The organism is Chromohalobacter sarecensis (genome assembly GCF_023061135.1).
GTDB lineage: Bacteria > Pseudomonadota > Gammaproteobacteria > Pseudomonadales > Halomonadaceae > Chromohalobacter > Chromohalobacter sarecensis.
This window is the reverse complement of the sequence record NZ_JAKGAN010000004.1, coordinates 214,793-238,132: the sequence shown is the minus strand read 5'-3', so window position 1 is coordinate 238,132 and position 23,340 is coordinate 214,793. Positions and strand designations below refer to the sequence as shown.

Below are 23,340 nucleotides of genomic sequence, written 5' to 3'. Positions count from 1 at the left end.
TGAATGGCTAACAGGCATATTCGGCCTGCTAGCCGCTACATCGCGAACCCGATGGCGTTTGTATATTCGACCAAGACTTCCGCCCCCAAGCCAATAGCCAGGATCAATAGGCCGGCAATGGCCATCGTGATCCTCGTCCATTGGCCCGGCAGCACATGAACGACGGGCCTGGAATTGGCGAACATCATTGAGGCAACGATGCGTAGATAATAAAACAGCGAGACGACGGTATTGGCGGCGGCCACGAATGCCAGCCAGGCGTATCCTCCTTCGAGCGTGACCTTGAATAGCATCAGCTTGCCGAAAAATCCGACAAGAGGTGGGATACCGACCAAAGATAGCAGCGACAGGATCAGGACCACGGTGGCGATCGGCGCGTTTTTCACGAGCCCTTGGTAATCCTCCAGTGCAGTGCGCCCTCTCAGGAATGTGATCACAGCGAAGGCCGCCAGATTGGCAATGGCGTAGCTCGCGAGAAACAACACCAATGCGGGCAAAGCCTGATCGCTAACACTCATCACCACGATCGCCATCAGGGCATATCCGGACTGGGAGACTGATGACCAGCCCAGCAGGCGCCGCACGTCTGTCTGCCGCAGTGCGGCTACATTGCCCAGCGTCATGGTCGTGACAGAGATCACAGCAACAATCGCTCGCCAGGCGACGTCTGGCGGTAGCAGGGACACAAAGCGCGCCAACGCGACGGCGGCACCAATTTTGGGGATCACGGTCAGAAAGGCAGCTGCCGGGGCCGGTGAGCCCTGGGCGACATCGGGCATCCAGGCATGGGCCGGGAAAGCTGCCAGCTTGAAAGTCAGGCCCAGCACGATACAAGCGGTGGCGATGGTCAGTGCCAGGCTGTCACTTCCTCCAGCTAGCCCTTGGGCGACTTCCGTATAGCCGGTATTGCCGGTCAGGCCGAACACCACCACCACACCGATCGTCAGCAAGGCATTGGTGAGAGCGCCGATCAGAAAATACTTCATGCCGGCTTCCAGAGCGGGCGCCCAGCCACGGTGATAGGCAGCCAATGGGTAACTGGCCACCGAGGACAACAGCACGCCCAGCACCAACTCCATGGTATCGCTGGCTGACGCCATCATGACGACGCCCAGCAGGGCGAACAGGACCAATGCGTAGTACTCACCATGTCGGCGATCGGTCTGCATCCATTCAGGCGACATCGCGACGACCAGCGCCCCGGCGATCAGCACCACCAGCTTGCTGGAGATTGCCATACCATCCAGTGCCCAGACCCCGGAGAACGTCAGTTGCGGCTGTCCATCCCACTGCGCAAGAGTCAGCCCCGCACTAAGGGCAATCGTCAGCAGGGCCAGAACGGCTGCCCAGTGATGCTGTTGCTGCCGAGTAAAGGTAGCGAACAGAACAATGATCACGGCGCCAAGCGTTAGACTGATTTCCGGCAATACGTCACCGATCGGCATCAGCGGCCTCCCACCAGCAGCGTCGCCGATGCCTCGACCAGGGTCAGCAGAAACGCCGGCGCCACGCCGATGATCACGAAGCCTGCCGACAGCACCGCGAGCACGCCCCACTCGATGGGACGCAGATCCTCGAACTGCGCCCAGCGCTCCGGCATCGCCCCGAAGAACACCTTCTGCAGCATCTGCAGAAACAGCGCTGCCGTCACCAGGATGCCCAGCACACCGATGACGGCGAGCCATGGATAGACGCCGAAGGTGCCGGCAAAGATATGGAACTCCGCCACGAAACCGGCCAGGCCGGGCAGGCCCAGGCTGGCAAAGGAGGCAAGCACGGCGAAGGCGGTCAGCCACGGGGCCTGACGAAGCAGCCCCCCATAGCTGTCCAGGTCATATTCCTCGGTACGCTGCCAGAACGAGCCACAGATCAGGAACAGCGCCCCGGTAACCAGGCCGTGCGCCACCATTTCCACCGTGGCCCCTACCAGGGCCAACTCACGAGCGTATCCCGCCTCCTGAACCAATGCGCCAGCCACCGCAATCCCGAGCACCGTATAGCCCATGTGATTGATCGAGGTGTAGGCAATACGTCGCTTCAAATTCTTCTGGCCGAGTGCCACGAAGGCGCCATAGAGAATCGATACGACAGCCAAAAGCGCGATGATCAGGGCATAACGGGAGAACGTCTCCGTCATCATCGAAAACGGAATACGGATGATCCCGTAAGCACCCATCTTGAGCAGTACCCCGGCAAGGATCGCCGAGGCCGGGCCCGGGGCATCGACATGCGCTTGCGGCAGCCAGGTATGCACGGGCACGACCGGCGTCTTGATGGCGAAGCCGAGCATCAGGGCGAGGAACACCAGGCCGCCAGTGACTCCCGCCCCCGCTAGCGGCTGCTGTTCGATCAGTACACGCATGTCAAAGGTATGCGGTTCGACTGATAGATAAAGCCCGATGATCGCCAACAGCAGCAACAGCGAGCCGCAGAAGGTGTAAAGAAAGAACTTGAATGCCGCTAGCTGAGCCTGGCCGTGCCCCCAGCGACCGATCAGGAAAAACATCCCCACCAGGCTCAGATCAAAAAAGACATAGAAGAGCAGCAAGTCCAACGCCAAAAAGACCCCGAGGGACACGGACTGCAGAAAAAGCATCCAGGCATAGTACTGCCGAGGCTGATTCCGCGTGTTGGCGGGATAAGCGATACTGGCAGCGAAGACAACTGCGCTCATCGTCGCCACAGCCAGCGCAATGCCATCCACCCCCAGTCTGTACCCCATGCCCAGACCGGGCACCCAGGGTACCTCTTCGACAAACTGGAACAGGGCGCCCTGCGGATCGAACTGTAGCCACACCCAGGCCAGTAACAATACGGGTAACACCGAGACCACGATGGCAAACAGGCGAGCCGTAACCTCAATCCAACGACGTGAAATAGCGAGTACGAGAGCCCCCAGCATGGGGAGACCCAAGGCTGCAGTAAGAATCAAAGGAGCTCTCCTATACCCAGGATTATCAGGATCGCGGCGAGTCCTGCCGCGATGCCGGTGTAGTAATGATGCGTTTGTCCGGTGTGGGCCTGGCGCGCCGATTGACCCACCCAATCAATACCTTTCGCCAGCTGGCTCGTCGCGCCATCGAACACACCTTCGCCACGACGATCGCCCATTTTGGCCAGCCATGCTCCGAAACGGGCGCTGGCTTGGATGCCCGCATCCACTACGCGATCATCGAAACGCGCGAGGCCATGGCTGAACGCCATCACTGCGCCCACGCCACGTTCGGCCAGCGTCGGCAGGCCAAACCAGTCCGCCAACTCGGTACGCCTGGCACCTTGTCGGCCTGAATCTGATACCTCACGACGCACCGCCCAGACACCCAGGACAATGCCCGACGCCACCAACAGTAGCGATACGATGAGTTCCCATGGCTTGGATTGGGGAAGATCGGCTGATAAGAGATCAGCAAGACGGGGTCCGACACCAGGCCACCAGAGTAACGACAGCAGCAGCGTGGCTGCCGATAACAGATAAAGCGCGATGGCTTCCATCCGGGTATGACCTGGCTGGGATGGCGCAGTGCTCGTACCGCCATGCGGACCACGCCCGAACGCCAACAGTTGAAAGCGTGTCGCATACAGGGCGCTGAGTCCGCCCGCGATGGCGGCGACCACGGCCAACCAGGACGCCTGATGGCCAGCGGCAGTGATGATCTCCTCCTTACTCCAGGCCGCACTCAGCGGGACGACCCCTGCCAGTGCCAGACTGGCCACAAGGGTGGCTACCGCGATACCCGGAAGCAGACGCCCGAGGCGCATCGCATTTAACGAGTAGCTGCCGACATGGCGTTCGGCGATGCTGGCTGCCAGGAACAGGGCAGCTTTCATGAACGCGTGCGTGACGAAGTGCACCAGGGCAACACCGGGAAAGCCTGCCCCCACCGCCAACCACATCAAGCCATATTGGGCCGATGTCGAAGCCGCCAGAAGCTTCTTGGCATGCCCTTGAAGATAGGCCACGACACCCCCTGCCAGGGCAGTGGCCAGGCCTAACGCGATCGCGACCGGCCCAAACCAGGCGACGGCGGACATCTCTGCATGGAGTCTGATCACCAGATAGATGCCCGCCGCCACCATGGTCGCGGCATGCAGCAATGCCGATACCGGCGTTGGCCCGGACATGGCGGCAAACAGCCAGGGAGAGAACGGAACCTGGGCGGACTTTGCGGCCGCCGCCAACACCGCGCCGGCAACGAAGACATCCAGTAGCCACCCATCGAGTTGGGTCAGGTCAGCAAAGGCAAACGAGCCGGTGCCGGCATAGGCTGCCGCTGCCGCAATATAGAGCCCCAGGTCCCCGAAACGCGTCACCAGAAAGGCACAGGCGGCATCCCGAAGATTGCCGGTCTTCCGCCACTCATGGGAAATCAGGGCCCATGAACATGCCCCTACCAATTCCCACGCGATCAGCAGGGTCACCAGATCATCGGCCAGTACCAGAAGTTCCATCGCCCCGACAAATGCCGTCAGCAGGGCGATCAACCTGGCAGGAGCCTGCCCTGTCGTTGTGCCGTCACCGCCAGGTTCCGATTCGTGGTAGGTGCTATAGAGAACGATCAGCGCGGCGATCAGCGGGACGACGATGGCAAACACCGCACTGACGGGTGTCACCCCGATCAGCAGGACGATCTGTGAGCTCCAGCGGTAAGCCCCACTCCAGTCACCCAACGTCGCCAGGACGGCGAGCAATAGTGTGGCGATCGCAACGCCTACCCCCGCCAGGCTCAGCAAGGGGCGGCCGCCATGTTTGCCAAACCAGTGCTTACCGAACCCGTGCTTACCGAACCCGTGCTTGCCAAGCCAATACATGACGGGAGCAGCCAGTAGCGGCAGGAGAACTATTGACCACAACATCAGTGCTTCAACCCGGTCAGTGATTCGGTCGTGTCGGCCTGCTTACCACGGAAGACCGCTACCACCAGGGCGAAGCCCATGGCCATCTCGATGGCCATCACAGCCATGACGATGATCGTCAGCAGTTGCCCTTCCGGCGCCCCGGCCCCGCTAAAGGCCCAGAACGCCACGGCAGCCAGCATGACGCCATTGAGGATCAGCTCCAGCCCCATCATCAGCATCACGAATGACTGCTGAGAAAGCGCACCATAGATCCCGATGCCGATCAGTGCCGCTGCCAATAGCAAAAGTGTCGCCAGTGTCATTCAAGCCTCCTTGCCTGTCTGCATGGGTCAATGGTGATGGTGGTGATGACCGCCATCCTCGTCATCTTCAGGCTTGCCCGCCGGATCGCCGCCCGGCTCCAGCCCCGGTGGTAGCGAGCCCTCCGTGGCCGCGCCGTAGCGTCCACGGTGACTCGACAACACCACCACGCCGATCATGGTGGTAAGCAGCACGAGGCCCGCCGACTCGAAGATCAGCATCGAATCACCGAGCATTTCATTGCCGAGTGACCTTACCGGGTCGAGGCCGGCCGACACCGGCCGGTCGGGAAAGACAGCCAACAGTGCCATGGCACTCAGCACCAGGAAGCTGACCACCCCTGCCCCGATCGAGATTCGCTCCTGATGGACCATGTTCATCGGATTCAGCCCGGCCGGGTTCATCATGAACATGACCATGAACAGCGCCATGACCGTCATCTCGACGGCCATCATGAAGAACATCGCCACGCCCAGATATTCCGCCGCCAGCAGAATCATGATCACACCCACGGCGATGAACGACACCAGCAGGAAAAAGGAGGCTCGCACCATCGAATCGGTACGAAACACTCGCCAAGCGGTTACCACTGCGAGCGTGGCCAACAGCAGAAATGCGATATCAACGCCGATACCGTGATTCATGCTCTCCATCACAACAACGCTCCTACACCGGCCCATACCAGATCGATAAACGACAGCGGCAGCAACACGACCCACATCAAGGTGACGCAGCGCTCCGGCGCCAGGCGCGGCAGCAATCGGCCAAGCAATAACAGCACGAGCAACACTGCCAGCATTTTTATGACCACCCATAGTGGCCCAGGCAACCAGGGCCCCAGCCAGCCGCCCAGAAAGGCGCTCGTTGCCACGCCGCTGAAAGCCACCAGCATTGCGGCACGCGCCACATCCCAGACTAGCCGCGGTGGCCCGGATATCTCAGCGGCCGTGCCGCCGGCCAGATCCGCCGAATCGGCCAGGTTGAGCGGTCCCCAGAAGGTCATGCCCAGGCCGACGATGAGAAACAGCGGTAACCCCAGCGGCTGGCGTATGAGATTCCATAGCTCTCCTTGCGAGGCGACTACCTGGGTGAACTGCAGCGACTCGGCCGGCAATGCCACACCGATCAGCACGAACATGCTGATCAGAATGTAGGAAAGCCCCAGTGCCACATAACGGTAGCCGCCGATCAAAGCGAATAGCGTATTTGCCGACCAGCCATGCAAGAAAATGACGACGGTCGCCAGTGCTTCCACGCTCCCCCACAGCACCACGCTGGTGGCGAGGTCGGTGGCGACCAGCGACCCCGACCATGGCACGACGGCCAGTCCGATCGCGGCCAAGGATAGATAAAGCGCCGGAGCCAGTCGCCAAGCCCGCCAGTCCGGGGCTTCGGTGGCATTGGCGTGCTGGGTCATCAACCAGGCCCCTCGCGCCAAGGGGGCAATCCAGACACTGCCAGCCTGAGGCGTGCCAAGTGCACCGGCAATGACACGGTCGAGCACCGCAACCGTGTAAGCGCCTGCAGCCAGCATGAAAAACACCATAAGCACCGGCAGGACCAACTCCTCGAGATTCATGCCTGGCTCCCTTAGTTATTATCCGAGCATCCTGAATAAATGGTTAATGAGGCTAACAAGGATCGCCATCTCTAAGCCTGAAACAGGCGTATAAGAACTGCTGGGGCTTGCCTCCCGGCGTTAGATGAAACTCAAGGCTCTCGCTAACAAGCATGAAGCGGGGGCCAAGATGTTCGCAAAGCAAGTCACTATCGTGGCGGACCACCTCTAGTCCACTACATCGCTGGGGGCCATCAGGTCCGAAAACAGCCATTACTAGATACCCATCAGAAGCCACGCTCCGCAGCACCTGTCGAACATAGCCGGCCCGCTGCTCCGGTTCGACTAGAAAATGGAAAACTGCACGATCATGCCAGACTGCATATCGCTGCTCAGGCAGGGCGGCGTAAGCAATGTCGTCCACGAGCCATTCCACACAGGCGGAGGAATCTCCCAAGCGCTGCTGTGCCACCTGGATCCCCTCTCGTGAAATATCCAGAACGCTGACATTCTGGTATCCGAGCGTCAGAAGGTCATCGACTAGCGTGGACTCCCCACCTCCCACATCAATGATGGGAGCGGCGCGGTCCGGCGTAGCCTTCTTGATGAGTTGTATCGACTTTTCAAGATGCGGGCGATACCAACTCACTTCATTCGGTGCCTTCTCTCGATATACCGTGTCCCAATGGGCCTTGCTCATAGCTGTCTCTCAGAGCCCTATGTTGGTGATATCAGCTTATTGGAGCGCAAGAATTAGCACGCGCTCGACTATCAACCACTTAATCCGGCTACCCCCTTATCCAAGGGATTCGTTATCGGAGACTCGCCGGCCGTTTGCGTGCCGAGCGGTGATTCGACGACGGCTGCCACGTCCAAACTGGCGATGGTAGCCAGTGCATCGCCCCACTCCTGGCCCGGCAATATCTCATCAAGGAGTGCACTCGCATCCTCTGGTCGTTGCTCGGCCCAAGGACCGCGAGGAGTCTCGATGCGATCCACTTCGCTCGTAGACACATCATCCCGCTCGGCCTGGCGAGCAAGCTGGAGTGACTGATCGATTTCGGCCAGCACCTGCCGCCAGCGAGCACACGTATCGCCGCCGGTCTGGCACACGGGTGAGAACCCCAGCCGTCGATAGCCGGCATCGCCTGAGCGCAGATCCTCATCCAGTCCGGCGGCTCGGGCAGCCGGCCCCCCGAGCTTGCGAGCCTGATCAGGACCAAGCACACCGCCTTTTATCGCAGCCAGGCGAAAGAAGCCGCTACGCGATAAATAACGACGCAGTCCCTCCAATGTACTTGTCGTGGACAGGTTCTGGGCCAAGCGCAAGGCGCTCAGACTGGCGCTTTCCAGCCCGGCAAGATGCAGGCCACGGTACAGACGGTGCAGATGATGACGGGCCCGGGCAAGCTCGAGCTCGGCGATGGGGACCGGCCGTTCCCGGGCGATGAAAAACACGGAATCAAGGCTCTGCGGATACGCCACAAGCTGAGTCTTCCATGTCTGGACGAGGTCGCCCTGCAAAGTAATCTCTGCCGCCATGCCCGGCGGAAATGCGAAGAAGAACGGTCCAAGCCGGAATGTCAGCGAATCCAGCGTCAGCCCGTCGCGGATATCATCCTCCATGTTCATCGCCATGGGCCGCCCGTAGGGCACGCCACCCATCATGCCTTCGCCCCCCTGACCGAAATCGCCCTCGCCCTCCCAGGGGTTGGGCGGCTTATCCGGCAGGATCCTGGGCGAGCTTTCGCGGCGGCCTTCCATCAGTTCGCGATACGCCGTGACCAGAGCCGCCGGCAAAGCATCGAGATCATCGATATGAGTCACGCTTTCCAGATGAGGCGACGGTTCGCAACGAAACCATAACGTCGTGAAGGAAGATGGCAATTGATCATGCACACGGCGCAAGGACTCGAACCGATCAGCCGGGATCTCTCCTGCCACCAGCAGCACACTGGCGTGTCGTGGCGAATCAACCAGTTCGATGTCTGGCGACAATGCGAGATGCCGCAGTGCCTCATCACCCTGCATGCCTAGCACAGGGAATACGGGAACGCGCCTGTGCGAAGCGAGCTTGCGTAGCCAATTCACTGCCACTTGAACACCCCTTCACGCCAGGCATAGACGATACCCACCGACAGGATGGCCAGAAACATGCCCATTTCCATCATGGCTTTCATGCCCTTCTCGACGAAGACCACCGCCCACGGGTACATGAACATCATCTCCATCTCGAAGGCGATCAGCAGTAGTGTCATGGGGTAGTAGCGAATGTGGTAGCGGCTCCAGGCATGACTATCAGGCGTACCCCCGCCCAGAAATGGCGCCCGCTGAGACCACGGGGGTCTAGACTGTTGGCGCATAGGCAGCCATTGCGCTAGCAGGCCGATACCTAGGCTAAGCAGCAAAACAAAAAATAGAGTTAGCAGCTCCATGCCAATCCTTCACGTTGCTGGCCAGTAGTCCTTCCCACAAATACAACGTAGCAGGCTAGCGTGCTCTACTGTGCAAGCTAGGCAACAACTCTGAATATAAGCTGAACATCCAGGCAAATGGTGCGCTCTTCTTGTATGCCAACATAGCAATGTGTCATGACAACAAGGTATCTGAGGGATAGATGGCCATGTGTAGCATTTTGTCAACGAAATAGATCATACATTAGAATATGAGCCGAGCACCTGCGACAACTCCCGTGCCCTCCGTTCTATCACCGTTCGCACGAGTTAGATCCGCAGTCTCACCGTATTCTTTTTCCCAATAAGCCCCCACATAAGGAGCGAAGCGACGGGTCACTTCGTAGCCTATCCGTAAGCCTGCACGAACGGAATTCAAGCCTTCGCCAACACCGAATTCCTTGGCTTCATTGGCAGCCACAGCAATTTCCGTCCGGGGCTGTACATAGAGACGCTGAGTAAGTCGAAAGTCATATTCTCCCTCGAAACTGGCAGATACATCTCCTTCGTCACTCACTTGCAAGGCCACATCGGTCTCAATTTCGTATGGCATAACCCCTTGCAACCCGACGACACCGTAGGTTCGCTCTTCATGATCATCAGAGAACACGCCCCCTTGGTATCCCACGCCGCCCTGTAGCTCCCAAAAATCGGCAATTAGCCGACTGTAGAGTAGCTCCAGGGATTCAAACTCGGCGTCTTCGCCGTCCCCTTGAATATTTTCACCTTCCGATTTTACGTACATACGGTTAACGTCGCTGCCGTACCACCCCTGGAAGTCCCATACCATGGCATCCTTACCATTCTCCGGAATACTATATTCAAGCCGATCAAATTGTGCCGTGCCTTGATTATGCTCCACGATAGGGGATGGCCAGCCATCAGGAGCATCGTAACCATCATCAGCTTTAGCCAAGGAAGCAAAGATGAATGCCGCACTCACACCCACGAGGTAAAGTTTTATCTTCATACTGCCTCCTCAAGAAACCTGAACAACGCGGAACATGCCAGCTTCCATGTGGTAAAGAAGGTGACAGTGAAAAGCCCAGCTTCCTTCCGCATCTGCCGTGATAAGCGCGGAGACCCTCTCACCGGGCTTCACGTTCAGGGTATGCTTGCGTGGAATTAACTCACCCTGGCCGTTTTCCAGCTCCATCCACATACCGTGAAGATGAATGGGGTGCTCCATCATGGTGTCATTGATCAAGATCAGGCGCAGACGCTCATCCTTTTCAAAGTGGATAGGGCCGTTTACTTCACTGAATTTCTTGCCGTCGAACGACCACATGTAGCGTTCCATGTTGCCGGTCAAATGCAGCTCCAGCTCGCGGCCGGGGCCGCGCCGGTCAGGCCATGGAGTGAAGGCTTTCAGATCGCGGTAGACCAGCACACGGCGCTCGTCGGGGTCGATGCCAATGCCTGCCTCGCCATAGCGTGAGCCCGACTGGGCCTCACCGGCAACAAGCATGCCGTTCTCGCGCATCTTGGCTTTTTCTTTCGCCATGCCGTCGCCGCTGCCGTGGTCCATGCCCTCCATGTCTCCGCCGGACATATTGGAGTGGTCCATGCCCTCCATGTCATCTCTGGACATGCCGGAATGATCCATTCCTTTCATGCCCCCCATTGCGCCAGCTGCCATCCCTTCCATCCCGCGGTCGGCAATTTGGCGGCGCTTGGGGATTTCAGCCTGCATACCCTCACGCGGAGCCAGGGTGGCACGCGCGTAGCCGCTGCGATCCATTGATTCAGCAAAGATCGTATAAGCTTGATCGTCTTCGGGGGAGACCAGCACGTCGTAGGTCTCGGCCACACCAATGCGGAATTCGTCCACAGGCACGGGTTGCACTGGCTGGCCATCGGCGGCTACCACGGTCATTTTCAGGCCGGGAATGCGCACATCGAAATACGACATCGCCGAACCGTTAATCACTCGAAGGCGCACGCGCTCACCGGTCTTAAACAGTGCATTCCAGTTTTCTTCAGGCGAGTGGCCATTGAGCAGGTAGCTGTAAGTACTACCAGTGACATCGGCGATATCCCGCGAGCTCATGCGCATTTTTGACCACATGCTGCGCATTTCGGCGGTTTGTGAGAAGCCTTTATCGCGAACATCGGCAAAGAAATCGGCAACAGTGCGTTCCTGAAAGTTGTAAAACCCTTCCATGGTCTTCAGGTTGCGAAATACCGACGCAGGATTTTCGAAGGTCCAGTCAGTCAACAGCAGCACATGCTCGCGATCATAACGAAAGGGCTCTGGTTCGGCAGCGTCGATGATCAGAGGGCCAGCATGACCAAGCTGTTCCTGAAGCCCCGAATGACTGTGATACCAATAGGTGCCGTTTTGCTGAACCGGGAAGCGGTAGGTAAAGGTCTCACCAGGCGCAATGCCTGCAAAGCTGATGCCAGGTACACCATCCATGCCGGGAGGCAGGATCATGCCGTGCCAGTGTATGGACGTGGATTCCTCAAGCAGGTTAGTGACCCGTAGTACGGCGTCTTGACCTTCCTTCAAGCGAATCAAAGGCCCTGGGCTAGTGCCATTAATGGTAATAGGCCGTGCCTCTTGTCCAGCAACAGGCAGGGACTCACGGCGAATGGATAAGGAAACGTTAGGTCCTTCCTCGCTCTCATAGGAATATGTAGTACTCCTAGCACTTCTGCCCCATGGGTTAGCCCAGGCCGGACTCAACCCCAAGGCAGCGGCAGATCCCAATCCGAGGGCAGCTCCTCCTTTTAGCACCTGGCGGCGCGAAAAGGGGCGCGATACAGCAGGTGAGCGTGCCATGTGCAACTCCCGTTAGGTTTTACATGGCCCTATCCTGCCAGAACAAACTGAATCAAAACTGAACGGACTGTCACCTCGCCCCCTCTGCCAGGGTCAGCGTCACCTTAGCGCGCAACCCACCAAGTGAGCTATGAGAAAATTGTGCGTATCCAGCATAGCGAGCAGCTAGCTGAGTCAAGATGGACAACCCCAGGCCATACCCCGGATGGCGCTCGTCCAAACGCTTGCCACGCTCGCCCAACCTAGGCAAATCGCTTTCCACCACACCGGGGCCATCATCATCGACGGTTATCACCAGCATTTCTGTTAATAACTTTATATCACAGCAAATATAGTATTTCGCCCATTTACCTCCATTATCTAATAAGATACCGAGCATTTCCGAAAAGTCGTGAGGCTCTATGGGTATCTGATCCCGGTCAACATTAGAATACGTTATTTGGAACTCTTTTTCCGGATAAAGGCCACGAAACATATCTATAAGGCGAGGACTATCGTTCATTACATGAGTCACCCTCCCCATATTGGGACCCGCGATTCGAGAGCGGCGCAGCTCAGCGTCAAGTTGAGTATTAATGTTTTCTATCCTCGCGAGCAGCTTGAAGCGGCGATCATTATCAATTGGTCGATTCCCACGAAGCACCTGTGTCACAGCAGCCAGTGGTGTCTTTAACGCATGAGAAAGATTTGCCGCCGATTCACGCGAGTACTGTAAGCGTGAATCTATATCATCCATGAAACGGTTGAGCTGCTCGACGAGGGCATTCAATTCAGAAGGTGCCAATACTGAAAACCGTCGGCGCTGCCCCGCTTGTAGTGCACCAAGTTGTTCGCGTAGCTCCCTCAACGGCCTCAAGCCACGATTGACTGCCAACATGTTCAGCACTATCAATACTATTAACAAGGCTCCTGCGACCGCCCCAACCCACCAATGCAAGGTTGCAAGCCCAGCCTCCACTTGTGAAAAGTCTTCTCCAATAAGCAAAACACCGTTACTATCTTCCCAGCTAAAATGGCGACGATAGACCAGTAAGTGGCGCCCCCCTTCTTCTACTTCTACCAAGGAATCACGGTCACTTGCGAGCAGTGGAGAAAGTCTTGTCCGCCACTTCGGATCCGAGGCACTAACACTATCGCCAATAGACAGCACATACAGGTGGTGAAAAACCTGATAGCTTTTGCTCACAGACTGTAATGACTCAGGGACCAGGGAACGCTCTTCACCCAACTGAGAAACAGCATGATCGGCCTCTCTACGCAGACGCTCACCAAGAAAGTCCTTGGCGATATTTTCCAAAAAAAAGCCGTGCATCAACCATGTCACGACCACGACTATAAGCGCTACGCTGCCTAGCCAAGCTAGCAGGCGAAACCTTAGACTATGCCAATCAATGCGATACAAATAAGTACCCCTGGCCGCGACGTGTTTGTATCAATGCCTTACCTAAATACCGGCGCAGCCGAGCAATATACACTTCCACCAAATTAGACTCGGCTGCATCTTGTTCAAGCGCATAAAGTTGATCGAGCAAATGATCTTTAGAGTGCACACGATCGGGATGGTGCATCAGATAACGTAATAGCCGAAATTCAGTTGCTGTTAGCGAACACCAAGGAAGACTTTCTGTACAAACCGACTGACCAGCCTCATCTAAAGAAACCCCATTGACTGTCAATATTTGAGATACACTTCCAGAGCGCCGCCTAAGCAATGCTTTAAGTCTTGCCAACAACTCAGCCTCATGAAACGGCTTTGTCAAATAATCATCTGCACCAGTTTCTAAACCGGACACTTTATCTTCCCAAGTATCTCTTGCCGTAAGAATCAAAATAGGCATATCACGCTTTTGCTTACGCCAATGTGCAACCAAGTCAAGCCCAGAACCATCAGGCAGCCCAATATCGACAACAGCCAGTTCATAACATTCAGTTGCCGCAAGCGACGTGGCCGCTTTTATAGAGTCGGCCACGTCAACGAGGTAACCGTTGTCCTTCAAGCTTTCCGCCAAGCTCTCGGCAAGCAAATCATCATCTTCAAGAAGCAACAGTCTCATATATTCACATCATTTTACTGTAACGTTACCATACATGCCTGACTCATAATGCCCAGGGATGTTGCAGGCATACTCTAGACTTTTAGCACTATCAGGAACCGTCCAAACCAGCTCTTTGGTCTCACCGGGTTCGATGGTCACCGAAGCCATGCCATCACCACCTTCCGACATATGGTGCCCCCCATCGCCTTCACTCATTTCTTGCATCATATCACGATGCTCCTCTTGAGCGGACTCGTCTCCGATTGTAAACTCATGTTCGATACCACCCGTGTTAGTGATCTCAAATTTAATGGTTTCCCCGGTAGAGGCCTCGATGTCCTCAGGGTCAAACCACATGTCTCCCGCTTCCACCGTGATGGTGCGATCAACGTCAGCGTCACTCACCTTTTCGCTATTTCCATGCCCGGCCGAGGCCCAGGAAGCCGCCGCCATCGTACTCAACGAGATTGCCAAAAGGCTTGATACCAGATGCTTCTTATACATGAAAGGCTCTCCTAAAATTATGGGTGCATGTCCTTTATAGAGGCACAACCTGAAATGATCCTGAACACATCTACTTAGCTTACTAACAAACAAGCCGTGATCATTTCTACACTTGACCTTTGGGCAACACAAAGGTTGTACTCTTTATCACAGGATAGCACTTCCAAGAGGATTTTCATGATGAATTCAGAATGTTTCGCTTTAATGGGCTCAATGGGATGGATAGGGTGGTTTATGCCACTAACATTACTTTTGCTTATTGGGTTAAGCATTGCTTCTCTCATCAAGTACCTCTTCAGGCGCCCTCATTAAGGATACAGTCATGAAACGAATCCTGGCTCCACTACTGGCATGTAGCTTCTTGGCAACAGGGACCGTGTCGGCAAACGACCTACCTGCCGAGGCAACTCTTTACAAAGATCCAAGGTGCGACTGTTGCACGGCTTATGCACATTACCTTGAAACGCAAGGTGTCAAGATCACGATCGTGGATGATGTTGCTCTGGATAGTATCAAGAAGCAAGCAGGAGTGCCCAAGAGTGTGGCTTCATGCCATACCCTTAAATTGGGTAAATATTGGATCGAGGGGCACGTTCCTAAAAAAGCAATAGCAACGCTTTTCTCTAAACAACCGGATATAGATGGCATCGGCCTTGCCGACATGCCGAAAGGATCACCAGGCATGCCCGGGGCTCAAAAAATGCCTTTTGAAATATATGAATTTAACAACAACAACGACCATTCTTTCATGACTCTTTAGAAAACTTTTTCATCGCAGCCTGGCTTTTAGAGGGGAGCTACTCCCCTCCTTTTTTTACACACAATAAAAACTTAACCGGAGCTATTTTCTTTTCCCTATCATTTTCTCCCAAGTTCCATCGCGATGTACTAGGCGATGTAATATCGCCATAAACACATGCCCTGCAATCAACGCTGTTAATATATATGCAAGCGGACCATGCAGCTCCTGAAAAATCGCATCCCATTTTGTGTCAACGCCTTTTGTCAACAGAGTATCAAAAACTAAAACGGGATAACCTTGCAACAAGCCACTCAACGGGATAGCGATCAGAACAACGTATATACTAAAATGCCCAAACCTTGCCATTACACTTCTACTTCGTGGCCTATGCTTTCTCTGCACCAACAACCATACCAGGCGGAGCAGCATCACCCCCAAAACAGAAATCCCTATCGTCATATGCCACGGCTGTACATACTGACTAAAAATATTTTTAGGGTCCCAGCTACGCATATATATATCGACTAGCTGTATAATAACCAATATTGCAGTTATCCAATGCAAGACGCGACTAACAACACCATAGTATTTATATGAGTCCGTTGCCTTCATTATCCACACCCTATGCTATTTTAGGATTGCATCCTATAAGAAGAACCGGCCAACCACAGTCAGCCGGTTCTCTTCCTACCATGCTTCAGTTATTGATACTGGGTATGGAGTTGGTAGGTGTTTCGACTTTCATGAGCGCCTCCCATGGTAGTGCTTCCAGTAACCACAAGCTGATAATCTCCTGGCTCTAATGACCTGACAAGAGAGAAGTGCCCATCAGGATTTGACGCTGCGGCAACCATTTCTCCTGATGCGTCATAGAGCACTGCTTTCAGATAGTTTCCACGACTAGAGCTACCAGCATAGTGTTCACTTGTTACTGTTAAAGTAGTCGGCTTATCAACAGGCACGCTGTACCGGTTTTCGTTACCATTGCTAATCATCTGGCTCGATGAAACACCATCTTCTAGCACGGGAACGCCACCGTCATGACCAACGCTCGCAACAGCAGGAATTGCTAACACGCTGGATATAAAAGCTGTTAATGCAATCATTTTAACTTTCATGGCACACCTCATTTCATTGGGTACAAATACTTTATATCCCATAAAGCTGAAACGACGCTTAAAAGACAGCGCAGTGGCCAAGATAGCGCAACCGCCGGGGCACGGTGTTCCGCAGCTGGAAGCTGGAAGCTGGAAGCTGGAAGCTGGAAGCTGGAAGCTGGAAGCCAAGACGCTACCACCGCCCTCAGCCAAGGCAAACGGTTTTCGTTTTTGCCCTTTCTTCCAGCTTCCAGGCGCGAAGCGTCGCGCTTCAGACTTCCCTCTTTTTACCCCTTCGCCTTGTGTGCCGCACGCCACTGGTGCAGCAGCGGTTCAGTATAGCCGGCCGGCTGTTCGCGACCCTTGAAGATCAGGTCGGACGCCGCCTGGAAGGCGCTGGACTCGGCCAGGTGCGAGGTCATCGGCGTGTAATCGGGGTCGTGGGCGTTCTGCTCGTCGACGACCTTGGCCATGCGCTCCAGCGTCTCTCGCACCCGCGCTTCGCTGACGATGCCATGGTGCAGCCAATTGGCCAGCAACTGGCTGGCGATCCGCAAGGTGGCACGATCTTCCATCAGCCCCACGCCGTGGATGTCCGGCACCTTGGAGCAACCCACGCCATGCTCGACCCAGCGCACCACGTAGCCAAGGATGCCCTGGCAGTTGTTATCCAGCTCCTGCTGGATCTCGTCGTCGGCCCAGTTCGGGGTCTTGTTAGCGCCCGAAGCCGCGCTTTTGACCACCGGCACGGTGAGCAGATCGTCGAGCATGTCGTCGCTCGGCTTGGTTTCCAGTTCGCGCTGAATCGTCGCCACGTCGACCTGATGATAATGCAGCGCATGCAGCACCGCCGCCGTGGGCGAGGGCACCCAGGCCGTGGTCGCGCCGGCCTGGGGATGACCGATCTTCTGCTCGATCATTGCGGCCATCAGCTCCGGCATCGCCCACATGCCCTTGCCGATCTGCGCCCGACCACGCAGACCGCAGGCCAAACCGGTCTGCACATTATTCTTCTCGTAGGCACCGATCCAGGTGGCGCCCTTCATGTCGCCCTTGCGCAGCATGGGGCCGGCTTCCATGGCGGTATGCATTTCGTCGCCGGTGCGATCCAGAAAGCCGGTATTGATGAACGCCACGCGCGAGGCGGCTTCATTGATGCATGCCTTGAGGTTGACCGAGGTGCGGCGTTCCTCGTCCATGATGCCCATCTTGAGCGTATCGCGGGGTAGCCCCAGCATGTCCTCGATGCGCATGAACAGGCTGTTGGAGAAGGCGACTTCCTTGGGCCCGTGCATTTTCGGCTTAACGATATACACCGAGCCCGTCCTCGAGTTACTGGCATCACCTTCGCGCTTCTTGAGGTCGTGTATCGCCAGCAGGCTGGTGATCACGCCATCCAGTATGCCCTCGGGGATCTCGTTGCCCTCGCCGTCGAGCACCGCCGGCGTGGTCATCAGATGGCCGACATTGCGCACGAACAGCAGCGAGCGCCCAGGCAAGCGCACCTCGCCGCCCTGCGGTGCCGTGTAGTCGCGATCCGGATTGAGGCGCCGCGTCACGGTCTTGCCGCCCTTGTCGAACGACTCGGCGAGGTCTCCCTTCATCAGCCCCAGCCAGTTGCGATAGAGCAGCGTCTTGTCCTCGGCGTCCACCGCAGCCACGGAGTCCTCGCAGTCCATGATCGTACTCACCGCTGCCTCGACCAAGACATCCTTGACGCGCGCCGGGTCCGTCTTGCCGATAGGGTGCGTGGCGTCGAACTGCACTTCCAGATGCAAGCCGTGGTTGGCCAACAGCACCGCCGTGGGTTCGGCGGCTTCGCCCTGATAGCCCACCAGCTGGGCGGAACGCGCCAGTGTCGTTTCGCTGCCACCCTGCAACTGCACCACCAGCTTACCGTCGCGGATGCTGTAGCCGCTCGACTCGGCGTGCGAGCCCTCGGCCAGCGGCGCGGCCTGGTCGAGCACGCCACGCGCATAGGCGACGACCGCTTCACCACGCTTGGGGTTGTAGTCCTGTCCCTTCTCGGCGCCATCCGTCTCGGGGATCACATCGGTGCCGTAGAGCGCGTCGTACAGGCTACCCCAGCGCGCGTTGGCGGCATTGAGCGCGTAGCGCGCGTTACTCACCGGCACCACCAGCTGCGGCCCGGCCTGGATAGCGATCTCGTCGTCGACGTTGGTCGTCGTCGCCTGCACCTTCGCCGGCGCCTCGATCAGATAGCCGATGTCCTTCAAGAAGTCGCGATAGGCGTCCATGTCCCGCACTGGGCCGGGATGCGCCTTGTGCCACGCATCCAGCTCGACTTGCAGACGTTCGCGTTCGGCCAGCAGCTCTCGATTGGTGGGTGCAAGATCGTGAACCAGGGCGTCGAACCCGGCCCAGAAGGCTTCGGAATCGACACCCGTGCCGGGCAAGGCTTCGTCGTTGATGAAACGATCGAGCTGGCTGGCCACCTGCAAACGATGGCGTGTAATGCGGTCTGTCATGGGGCTCTCCTCAAGTCTCGCCTCAAACGTGGAAAATAATTCCACAAATTAGACGTAAATGCTCGCGCTGTCATCTCCACCATTGGTCTGAGCGTCGTTGTCCGGCATCGAAGAACGCCATGTACCTGCCGACGCATGGCGGGCGAGACCCGAAAAAAGGGCCTGGCGATCACTTCCCGGTAGCCTCGGGGACCGCGCGGGCGCTAGCATGGAACGCACTAGGAGAACTGAATGACCGACTTTACCCCGTTGAAGCGACTAGGTCCGCTGACGCCAATGGCACGTCCCGTGTCAGCGACGATGAGCGCCTATCTCGAGCACTACCGCCTGGCCTCGCTACTGACCGAGAACACCGATCTGCATGCCGGCTTCTTCGAGGCCCGGGGATTTCGGTTGTGGGCCCAAGTATGGAACCCGCCCAGCCCGCAAGGCACGGCCTTCGTCGTGCATGGCTACTTCGATCACCTGGGACTCTACCGCCATCTGCTCGAACTGCTGTTGGCGCGTGGCTGGCGCGTGGTGATGTGGGATCTTCCGGGGCATGGGCTTTCCAGTGGCGCACGCGCTTCCATCGACGACTTCGACGACTATGTCGGCTGCCTGAACGCGCTGACCGAGGAGGTCACACGTCTCGATCTGGCCGATGGCCCCTGGGTCGGCATCGGCCAAAGTACCGGCGCGTCGATTCTCGCCACCGACGCCCTGACCCACGGCCATCAGACACGCTGGGATGGCCTGGCGCTTCTGGCGCCACTGGTGCGTCCCTGGGGCTGGCAGCAATCCAGCTGGCTGCATCGCGTGGTCAGCCCCTTCGTGCGCTCGGTGCCGCGCCGATTCCGCGCCAACACCACCGATCTTGGCTTCGCCGATTTCCTGCGCCGCGGCGACCCCTTGCAGCCTGACCGCTTGGCCTTGACCTGGGTCACCGCCATGCGCAACTGGATTCCCCTGTTGCTCTCCATGCCGTCCAGCGAATTGCCGGTCTTGATCCTCCAGGGCGAACAAGACTTCACCGTAGACTGGCAGTGGAACCTGGCAACGCTGACGGGCAAATTTCCCAATGCCGATGTCCACCGTCACCCGGAGGCGCAGCATCACCTGGTCAATGAGGCCAAGCCGATTCGTACCCCTCTCTTCTATGAACTCGAAGGGTTCCTGGCGGGTTACGAGCGCCAGCTCGAGACGCATGATGCGCTACCCAGCGCCGCCGCTTGCCCGCAGGAAAAGCCATGAAGCCTACTCGCGTCGCTGGTGTCATCGCGCTATGCCTGCTGCTGGCAGGATGCGCTGGACTTGGCGACGCACCACCCGACGACATGCGTCAGGCGGTGTATGGCATGAGCAATCAGGCCGCCGAGGCACTGCTCGAATCGCCGCCATGGTCGGGTGACACACAGGATATGGTGGTGATGCTGGCACCGCCGACAGTCTCTCCCGCACTGGGCATCACATCGGGACGGCTCACCGAAACTCTGGGGCGCGCCCTGCTAGCACAGGAAGATGGCCCTCAGGTCCTCGATTGGACGCCGGGCATCCTGGCCGACGACGCACCGGACAACCACTGGGTGCTCGAGAGCGAGCTCGCAGGCAACGGCGTACTGCGGCTCTCCGATCGGGAGTTGCGTCCCTATCAGTGGGAAATCACTCTACGCCGCCCCGGCCAGGAGGCTCCCAGCTGGCGCGCCACGCTCTCCGGGGCACTGGACGCCAGCGCGCTGTAAACCAAGGCGTGTCACGTTGTGCCCAGCGCGTCTCGGTCGCACAATGAGCCTTTTGCGTTTCAGGAGTCTCGCATGTCGCGTCACGCTCGCCACCTCGATCGTTGCGGTCCGCACAATCCGTTCCCCGGTCTCAAGGCGCTGGAACGCAAGCGGGGCCGTGAGGTGCCGCATCGCCTGGGCTCCAACGAAGGACTGGACATGCCCCATCAGGCGCTCAAGGCGCGTTTCGGCGATGAGGTCGCTACGCTGGCCCGCGCCTACGGCGATGCCGAGGCCATGGACGTGCGCCAACGCCTGAACGCCCAGCTCGGCACGCCGCTGGAGGCGCTGGTCATCGACGCCGGTGCCGACAGCCTGATGGCACTTGCTCTGCGTACGCTGTGCGACCCCGGCAGCACGGTGATCGCCAGCGCGGGCACTTATCCCACGTTCAGTTACTTCGCCGAAGGCCAGGGCTGCCATCTGGTCGAGGTCGACTATCACGACGCCCCCGGCGTGCTGGCGCCGGACCTCAACGCTCTGGCCGCCCGCGCGGTACGCAATGACGCCCGCGTGGTGTATCTGGCCAATCCCGACAATCCCAGCGGCCACCTGCACCGTGATGCCGACGTGCTGGCGCTACGCGACGCCCTGCCCGAGGGCTGCACACTGGTGCTCGACGAGGCCTATCACGACTTCCGCGACGATGCCGACGCTCCCGCTGCAGGCGAGGTCTGGCCCGGCGTGGTGCGACTGCGCACCTTTTCCAAGGCACATGGCCTGGCGGGGCTGCGGATCGGCTACGCCATCGCCGAACCGGCGCTGATCGAGGTGATGCACAAGGTGCGCATCCATTACGCAGTCTCGTCACTGGCGCTGGCCGCCGCCGAAACCGTGCTCGATCATCCTCAGGAAACCGCACAGCACGTGCGCGACGTGATCGCTCGCCGCGAGGCCCTGGCCGAGCACCTTCGCGCGCGGGGCGCCGACATACCCCCCAGCGCCACCAACTTCATCGCCGTGCGCCTGCCGGAGGCCGAACTCGCCGCCCGGGTGCATCGCGAACTACTCGACGCCGGCACGCTCGTGCATCGTCCCGCGCATTCCGCGCTGGGCCATGTCCTGCGTATCAGCACGCTCGAGGACGCCCTCGCGCCCGGCCGGCTAGCCGCGCTGGAACACGCGCTCGAGGCACAGCACTGATCATGGCACGCAACGCTTGGCTTGCGTCGCTGTGGCACTGGCTCATCGCTGTTGTGCTGGCACTGCTGATCGTCGCCAGCAGCGGCTGGGCGGTGCTGGCGCTGTGGTATCGCCTACCCGGCCCCACCCTGCTGCGTTACGGCGTGGCGGGACTGTGGATCATCGCCGCGCTGGCGTGCTGCCTGGGGCTGTTCCTCAAGGGCTGGCCGGCGCGTGCCCTGCTCGGCTACCTGGCCATGTACCTCGTGCTCGGCATCTGGTGGTGGACGATCCAACCCGCCACCGAGCGCGACTGGGCACCGGACGTCGCGCATATCGTCAGCGGCACGCAGGAAGACGACAACCGAGTCACGCTAGATAACGTGCGCAACTTCCAATGGCGCACGCCGCAGGATTTCGATGAGCGCTGGGAAACCCGCCACTACGATCTGGACCAGCTGCGCTCGGTCGATTTGCTGGTGTCTTACTGGATGGGGCCGGCCATCGCCCATACGCTGGTCAGCTTCGGCTTCGAGGACGGGCGCTACCTGACGTTCTCGGTGGAAATCCGCAAGGAGCGCGGCGAAGCCTTCTCCACCCTGGGCGGCTTCTTCAAGGAATACGAAGTCAGCATCATCGCCGCCGACGAGCGCGATATCGTGCGCGTGCGCACCAATGTGCGCGGCGAAGACGTCTATCTGTATCGCGTGCAGATGCCCAAGCCGGTCATGCAAGACCTGTTTCGCGCCTACCTCGACGAGGCCCATGAGCTGCAACGCGAGCCGCGCTACTACAACACGCTGACCTCCAACTGCACCACGCTGGTCTACGCCATGATGAAACGCATCGTCCCCGGCCTGCCCTTCGACTACCGCCTGCTGCTATCCGGCTACCTGCCCGAATACGTGCACAGCGTCGGCGCGTTGGCCCCCGGCGCTCCCTTCGACGCGCTCAAGGCCCAGGGCCACATCAACGACCGCGCCCGACAAGCAGGCGACGCCGACGACTTCTCCGCGCGCATCCGCGAGAGCATCCCCGGTGCCGATGCACCTTCCTACAGCGCGGACGACTAAACACCGCCATTGCCGCCGATCAGCCGGTCCAGTTGCCGATGGCTTCCATCAGTTGCGGCTGGCGTAGTATTAGATAATGGCCGGCAACCCCTTGTCGGCGATGACGTTGAGCAGCTTGAGCGCCGGGCCAGCTGGGCGGGTTTCACCTTGCTCCCATTTGCGCACAGTCGATGCCGTAGTATGCAGGTGGTGTGCGAACACCGGCTGGCTGAAGTGCAGCGTTTCACGTAGACGCTTGATGTCGTCAGCACTGAACTCGCGCACTGGCGGCGGGCAGGTCGCGTCGAACTCGCGCATCGTCACCTTGCTGATCGCGCCAGCTTCGTGCAATGCGGCTAAGTCACCGCGCAGGGATTCAATGAGTTTGCTCGTCACAACACACCTCCAGTAAAACGCCAGCCTGCAACGCCTTCACCAAGTCCTTAGCCGCTAGCTCCAGAAATACCTTGCCGGCATATTGCAGCGCTTTCTTATCATCCTGCGTAATATTCGCCTTGTCGCTTTTCGAGCGACCCATGCAGGTATACCCGTAACGGGCATATTTATCCACCCCTTGCACGCGGC

General features: G+C 58.2%; 25 protein-coding genes. 6 read left to right on the top strand and 19 right to left on the bottom strand.

From position 1 onward, the window contains the following. Window positions 1-35: 35 nt before the first annotated feature. The 8 genes from L1071_RS08600 to L1071_RS08565 form a co-directional block, all read right to left on the bottom strand. A complete protein-coding gene (locus tag L1071_RS08600) occupies window positions 36-1,445 on the bottom strand; it encodes an NADH-quinone oxidoreductase subunit N (RefSeq protein ID WP_246972536.1) in 1,410 nt (469 codons plus the stop codon). Beyond that, window positions 1,445-2,932 (bottom strand): complex I subunit 4 family protein, encoded by a 1,488-nt coding sequence (locus tag L1071_RS08595; RefSeq protein ID WP_246972534.1) that lies wholly within the window; start codon window positions 2,930-2,932, stop codon window positions 1,445-1,447. The genes L1071_RS08600 and L1071_RS08595 overlap by 1 nt, the downstream gene beginning before the upstream one ends. Then, window positions 2,929-4,854, bottom strand: a complete 1,926-nt coding sequence (locus tag L1071_RS08590) for an NADH-quinone oxidoreductase subunit 5 family protein (RefSeq protein WP_246972531.1) — start codon at window positions 4,852-4,854, stop codon at window positions 2,929-2,931. Before L1071_RS08590 ends, L1071_RS08595 begins: the two co-directional genes overlap by 4 nt. After that, on the bottom strand, window positions 4,854-5,159 hold the full coding sequence (gene nuoK, locus L1071_RS08585; protein WP_246972515.1) for an NADH-quinone oxidoreductase subunit NuoK: 306 nt from the start codon (window positions 5,157-5,159) through the stop codon (window positions 4,854-4,856). The genes L1071_RS08590 and nuoK overlap by 1 nt, the downstream gene beginning before the upstream one ends. A 27-nt stretch (window positions 5,160-5,186) precedes the next feature. Next, window positions 5,187-5,810 carry an NADH-quinone oxidoreductase subunit J gene (locus L1071_RS08580; RefSeq protein WP_246972498.1) on the bottom strand — a complete coding sequence of 208 codons (624 nt, stop codon included), beginning with the start codon at window positions 5,808-5,810 and terminating at the stop codon, window positions 5,187-5,189. Continuing rightward, window positions 5,810-6,736 carry a complex I subunit 1 family protein gene (locus tag L1071_RS08575; protein WP_246972496.1) on the bottom strand — a complete coding sequence of 309 codons (927 nt, stop codon included), beginning with the start codon at window positions 6,734-6,736 and terminating at the stop codon, window positions 5,810-5,812. The genes L1071_RS08580 and L1071_RS08575 overlap by 1 nt, the downstream gene beginning before the upstream one ends. A 52-nt stretch (window positions 6,737-6,788) precedes the next feature. Further along, window positions 6,789-7,415 (bottom strand): class I SAM-dependent methyltransferase, encoded by a 627-nt coding sequence (locus L1071_RS08570; RefSeq protein WP_246972493.1) that lies wholly within the window; start codon window positions 7,413-7,415, stop codon window positions 6,789-6,791. Window positions 7,416-7,486: 71 nt separating this feature from the next. Beyond that, complete coding sequence (locus tag L1071_RS08565; protein ID WP_246972478.1) at window positions 7,487-8,542, bottom strand: NADH-quinone oxidoreductase subunit D-related protein; 1,056 nt, start codon at window positions 8,540-8,542, stop codon at window positions 7,487-7,489. Between the two features lie 60 nt (window positions 8,543-8,602). Between L1071_RS08565 and L1071_RS08560 the strand changes: the two genes are divergently transcribed. Further along, window positions 8,603-8,752: a hypothetical protein gene (locus L1071_RS08560; RefSeq protein WP_246972466.1), complete on the top strand. Its 150-nt coding sequence runs from the start codon at window positions 8,603-8,605 to the stop codon at window positions 8,750-8,752. Between the two features lie 50 nt (window positions 8,753-8,802). Here L1071_RS08560 and L1071_RS08555 read toward each other — a convergent pair whose 3' ends face one another. The 6 genes from L1071_RS08555 to L1071_RS08530 form a co-directional block, all read right to left on the bottom strand. Continuing rightward, window positions 8,803-9,150: an NADH-quinone oxidoreductase subunit A gene (locus L1071_RS08555; RefSeq protein WP_246972463.1), complete on the bottom strand. Its 348-nt coding sequence runs from the start codon at window positions 9,148-9,150 to the stop codon at window positions 8,803-8,805. 223 nt (window positions 9,151-9,373) lie between these two features. After that, on the bottom strand, window positions 9,374-10,138 hold the full coding sequence (locus L1071_RS08550) for a copper resistance protein B (protein ID WP_246972460.1): 765 nt from the start codon (window positions 10,136-10,138) through the stop codon (window positions 9,374-9,376). Between the two features lie 9 nt (window positions 10,139-10,147). Continuing rightward, complete coding sequence (locus L1071_RS08545) at window positions 10,148-11,953, bottom strand: copper resistance system multicopper oxidase (protein WP_246972457.1); 1,806 nt, start codon at window positions 11,951-11,953, stop codon at window positions 10,148-10,150. A 70-nt stretch (window positions 11,954-12,023) separates the two neighbouring features. Continuing rightward, window positions 12,024-13,277, bottom strand: coding sequence for an ATP-binding protein (locus L1071_RS08540; protein ID WP_246972451.1), 1,254 nt, complete (start codon window positions 13,275-13,277; stop codon window positions 12,024-12,026). Between the two features lie 64 nt (window positions 13,278-13,341). Continuing rightward, window positions 13,342-14,007, bottom strand: a complete 666-nt coding sequence (locus L1071_RS08535) for a response regulator transcription factor (RefSeq protein ID WP_246972435.1) — start codon at window positions 14,005-14,007, stop codon at window positions 13,342-13,344. A 9-nt stretch (window positions 14,008-14,016) separates the two neighbouring features. After that, window positions 14,017-14,493, bottom strand: coding sequence for a cupredoxin domain-containing protein (locus L1071_RS08530; RefSeq protein ID WP_246972432.1), 477 nt, complete (start codon window positions 14,491-14,493; stop codon window positions 14,017-14,019). Window positions 14,494-14,815: 322 nt separating this feature from the next. On the opposite strand from L1071_RS08530, the gene L1071_RS08525 reads away from it, so the two are divergent. Then, entirely contained in the window at window positions 14,816-15,253 is a 438-nt protein-coding gene (locus tag L1071_RS08525) for a DUF411 domain-containing protein (protein WP_246972429.1), read from the top strand. An 81-nt stretch (window positions 15,254-15,334) separates the two neighbouring features. Here L1071_RS08525 and L1071_RS08520 read toward each other — a convergent pair whose 3' ends face one another. The 3 genes from L1071_RS08520 to L1071_RS08510 form a co-directional block, all read right to left on the bottom strand. Then, entirely contained in the window at window positions 15,335-15,847 is a 513-nt protein-coding gene (locus L1071_RS08520) for a cytochrome b (protein ID WP_246972426.1), read from the bottom strand. 89 nt (window positions 15,848-15,936) lie between these two features. Continuing rightward, a complete protein-coding gene (locus tag L1071_RS08515; protein WP_246972423.1) occupies window positions 15,937-16,353 on the bottom strand; it encodes a hypothetical protein in 417 nt (138 codons plus the stop codon). A 266-nt stretch (window positions 16,354-16,619) separates the two neighbouring features. After that, window positions 16,620-18,821, bottom strand: a complete 2,202-nt coding sequence (locus L1071_RS08510) for a malate synthase G (RefSeq protein ID WP_246972420.1) — start codon at window positions 18,819-18,821, stop codon at window positions 16,620-16,622. Window positions 18,822-19,052: 231 nt separating this feature from the next. Between L1071_RS08510 and L1071_RS08505 the strand changes: the two genes are divergently transcribed. The 4 genes from L1071_RS08505 (at window position 19,053) to L1071_RS08490 (ending at window position 22,776) form a co-directional block, all read left to right on the top strand. Next, the gene (locus L1071_RS08505) at window positions 19,053-20,054 is read left to right on the top strand and encodes an alpha/beta hydrolase (RefSeq protein ID WP_246972417.1); all 1,002 of its coding nucleotides are present in this window, start codon (window positions 19,053-19,055) and stop codon (window positions 20,052-20,054) included. Beyond that, window positions 20,051-20,542, top strand: a complete 492-nt coding sequence (locus tag L1071_RS08500) for a hypothetical protein (protein WP_246972414.1) — start codon at window positions 20,051-20,053, stop codon at window positions 20,540-20,542. Before L1071_RS08505 ends, L1071_RS08500 begins: the two co-directional genes overlap by 4 nt. A 72-nt stretch (window positions 20,543-20,614) precedes the next feature. Beyond that, window positions 20,615-21,724 carry an aminotransferase class I/II-fold pyridoxal phosphate-dependent enzyme gene (locus L1071_RS08495; RefSeq protein WP_246972411.1) on the top strand — a complete coding sequence of 370 codons (1,110 nt, stop codon included), beginning with the start codon at window positions 20,615-20,617 and terminating at the stop codon, window positions 21,722-21,724. A 2-nt stretch (window positions 21,725-21,726) separates the two neighbouring features. After that, window positions 21,727-22,776 (top strand): Lnb N-terminal periplasmic domain-containing protein, encoded by a 1,050-nt coding sequence (locus L1071_RS08490; protein WP_246972393.1) that lies wholly within the window; start codon window positions 21,727-21,729, stop codon window positions 22,774-22,776. 69 nt (window positions 22,777-22,845) lie between these two features. Here L1071_RS08490 and L1071_RS08485 read toward each other — a convergent pair whose 3' ends face one another. Both L1071_RS08485 and L1071_RS08480 read right to left on the bottom strand, forming a co-directional pair. Beyond that, window positions 22,846-23,151 (bottom strand): helix-turn-helix domain-containing protein, encoded by a 306-nt coding sequence (locus L1071_RS08485; RefSeq protein WP_246972391.1) that lies wholly within the window; start codon window positions 23,149-23,151, stop codon window positions 22,846-22,848. After that, window positions 23,132-23,293, bottom strand: a complete 162-nt coding sequence (locus tag L1071_RS08480) for a type II toxin-antitoxin system RelE/ParE family toxin (protein ID WP_246972388.1) — start codon at window positions 23,291-23,293, stop codon at window positions 23,132-23,134. The genes L1071_RS08485 and L1071_RS08480 overlap by 20 nt, the downstream gene beginning before the upstream one ends. Window positions 23,294-23,340: the final 47 nt, after the last annotated feature.

Excerpts from the sequence above, each read along its gene's own strand:
- L1071_RS08600 (WP_246972536.1), bottom strand. The coding sequence starts at position 1,445 with ATGCCGATCGGTGACGTATTGCCGGAAATCAGTCTAACGCTTGGCGCC.
- L1071_RS08590 (WP_246972531.1), bottom strand. The coding sequence starts at position 4,854 with ATGTTGTGGTCAATAGTTCTCCTGCCGCTACTGGCTGCTCCCGTCATG.
- nuoK (WP_246972515.1), bottom strand. The coding sequence starts at position 5,159 with ATGACACTGGCGACACTTTTGCTATTGGCAGCGGCACTGATCGGCATC.
- L1071_RS08580 (WP_246972498.1), bottom strand. The coding sequence starts at position 5,810 with ATGGAGAGCATGAATCACGGTATCGGCGTTGATATCGCATTTCTGCTG.
- L1071_RS08575 (WP_246972496.1), bottom strand. The coding sequence starts at position 6,736 with ATGAATCTCGAGGAGTTGGTCCTGCCGGTGCTTATGGTGTTTTTCATG.
- L1071_RS08570 (WP_246972493.1), bottom strand. The coding sequence starts at position 7,415 with ATGAGCAAGGCCCATTGGGACACGGTATATCGAGAGAAGGCACCGAAT.
- L1071_RS08555 (WP_246972463.1), bottom strand. The coding sequence starts at position 9,150 with ATGGAGCTGCTAACTCTATTTTTTGTTTTGCTGCTTAGCCTAGGTATC.
- L1071_RS08550 (WP_246972460.1), bottom strand. The coding sequence starts at position 10,138 with ATGAAGATAAAACTTTACCTCGTGGGTGTGAGTGCGGCATTCATCTTT.
- L1071_RS08545 (WP_246972457.1), bottom strand. The coding sequence starts at position 11,953 with ATGGCACGCTCACCTGCTGTATCGCGCCCCTTTTCGCGCCGCCAGGTG.
- L1071_RS08535 (WP_246972435.1), bottom strand. The coding sequence starts at position 14,007 with ATGAGACTGTTGCTTCTTGAAGATGATGATTTGCTTGCCGAGAGCTTG.
- L1071_RS08530 (WP_246972432.1), bottom strand. The coding sequence starts at position 14,493 with ATGTATAAGAAGCATCTGGTATCAAGCCTTTTGGCAATCTCGTTGAGT.
- L1071_RS08525 (WP_246972429.1), top strand. The coding sequence starts at position 14,816 with ATGAAACGAATCCTGGCTCCACTACTGGCATGTAGCTTCTTGGCAACA.
- L1071_RS08520 (WP_246972426.1), bottom strand. The coding sequence starts at position 15,847 with ATGAAGGCAACGGACTCATATAAATACTATGGTGTTGTTAGTCGCGTC.
- L1071_RS08515 (WP_246972423.1), bottom strand. The coding sequence starts at position 16,353 with ATGAAAGTTAAAATGATTGCATTAACAGCTTTTATATCCAGCGTGTTA.
- L1071_RS08510 (WP_246972420.1), bottom strand. The coding sequence starts at position 18,821 with ATGACAGACCGCATTACACGCCATCGTTTGCAGGTGGCCAGCCAGCTC.
- L1071_RS08505 (WP_246972417.1), top strand. The coding sequence starts at position 19,053 with ATGACCGACTTTACCCCGTTGAAGCGACTAGGTCCGCTGACGCCAATG.
- L1071_RS08500 (WP_246972414.1), top strand. The coding sequence starts at position 20,051 with ATGAAGCCTACTCGCGTCGCTGGTGTCATCGCGCTATGCCTGCTGCTG.
- L1071_RS08495 (WP_246972411.1), top strand. The coding sequence starts at position 20,615 with ATGTCGCGTCACGCTCGCCACCTCGATCGTTGCGGTCCGCACAATCCG.
- L1071_RS08490 (WP_246972393.1), top strand. The coding sequence starts at position 21,727 with ATGGCACGCAACGCTTGGCTTGCGTCGCTGTGGCACTGGCTCATCGCT.
- L1071_RS08480 (WP_246972388.1), bottom strand. The coding sequence starts at position 23,293 with ATGGGTCGCTCGAAAAGCGACAAGGCGAATATTACGCAGGATGATAAG.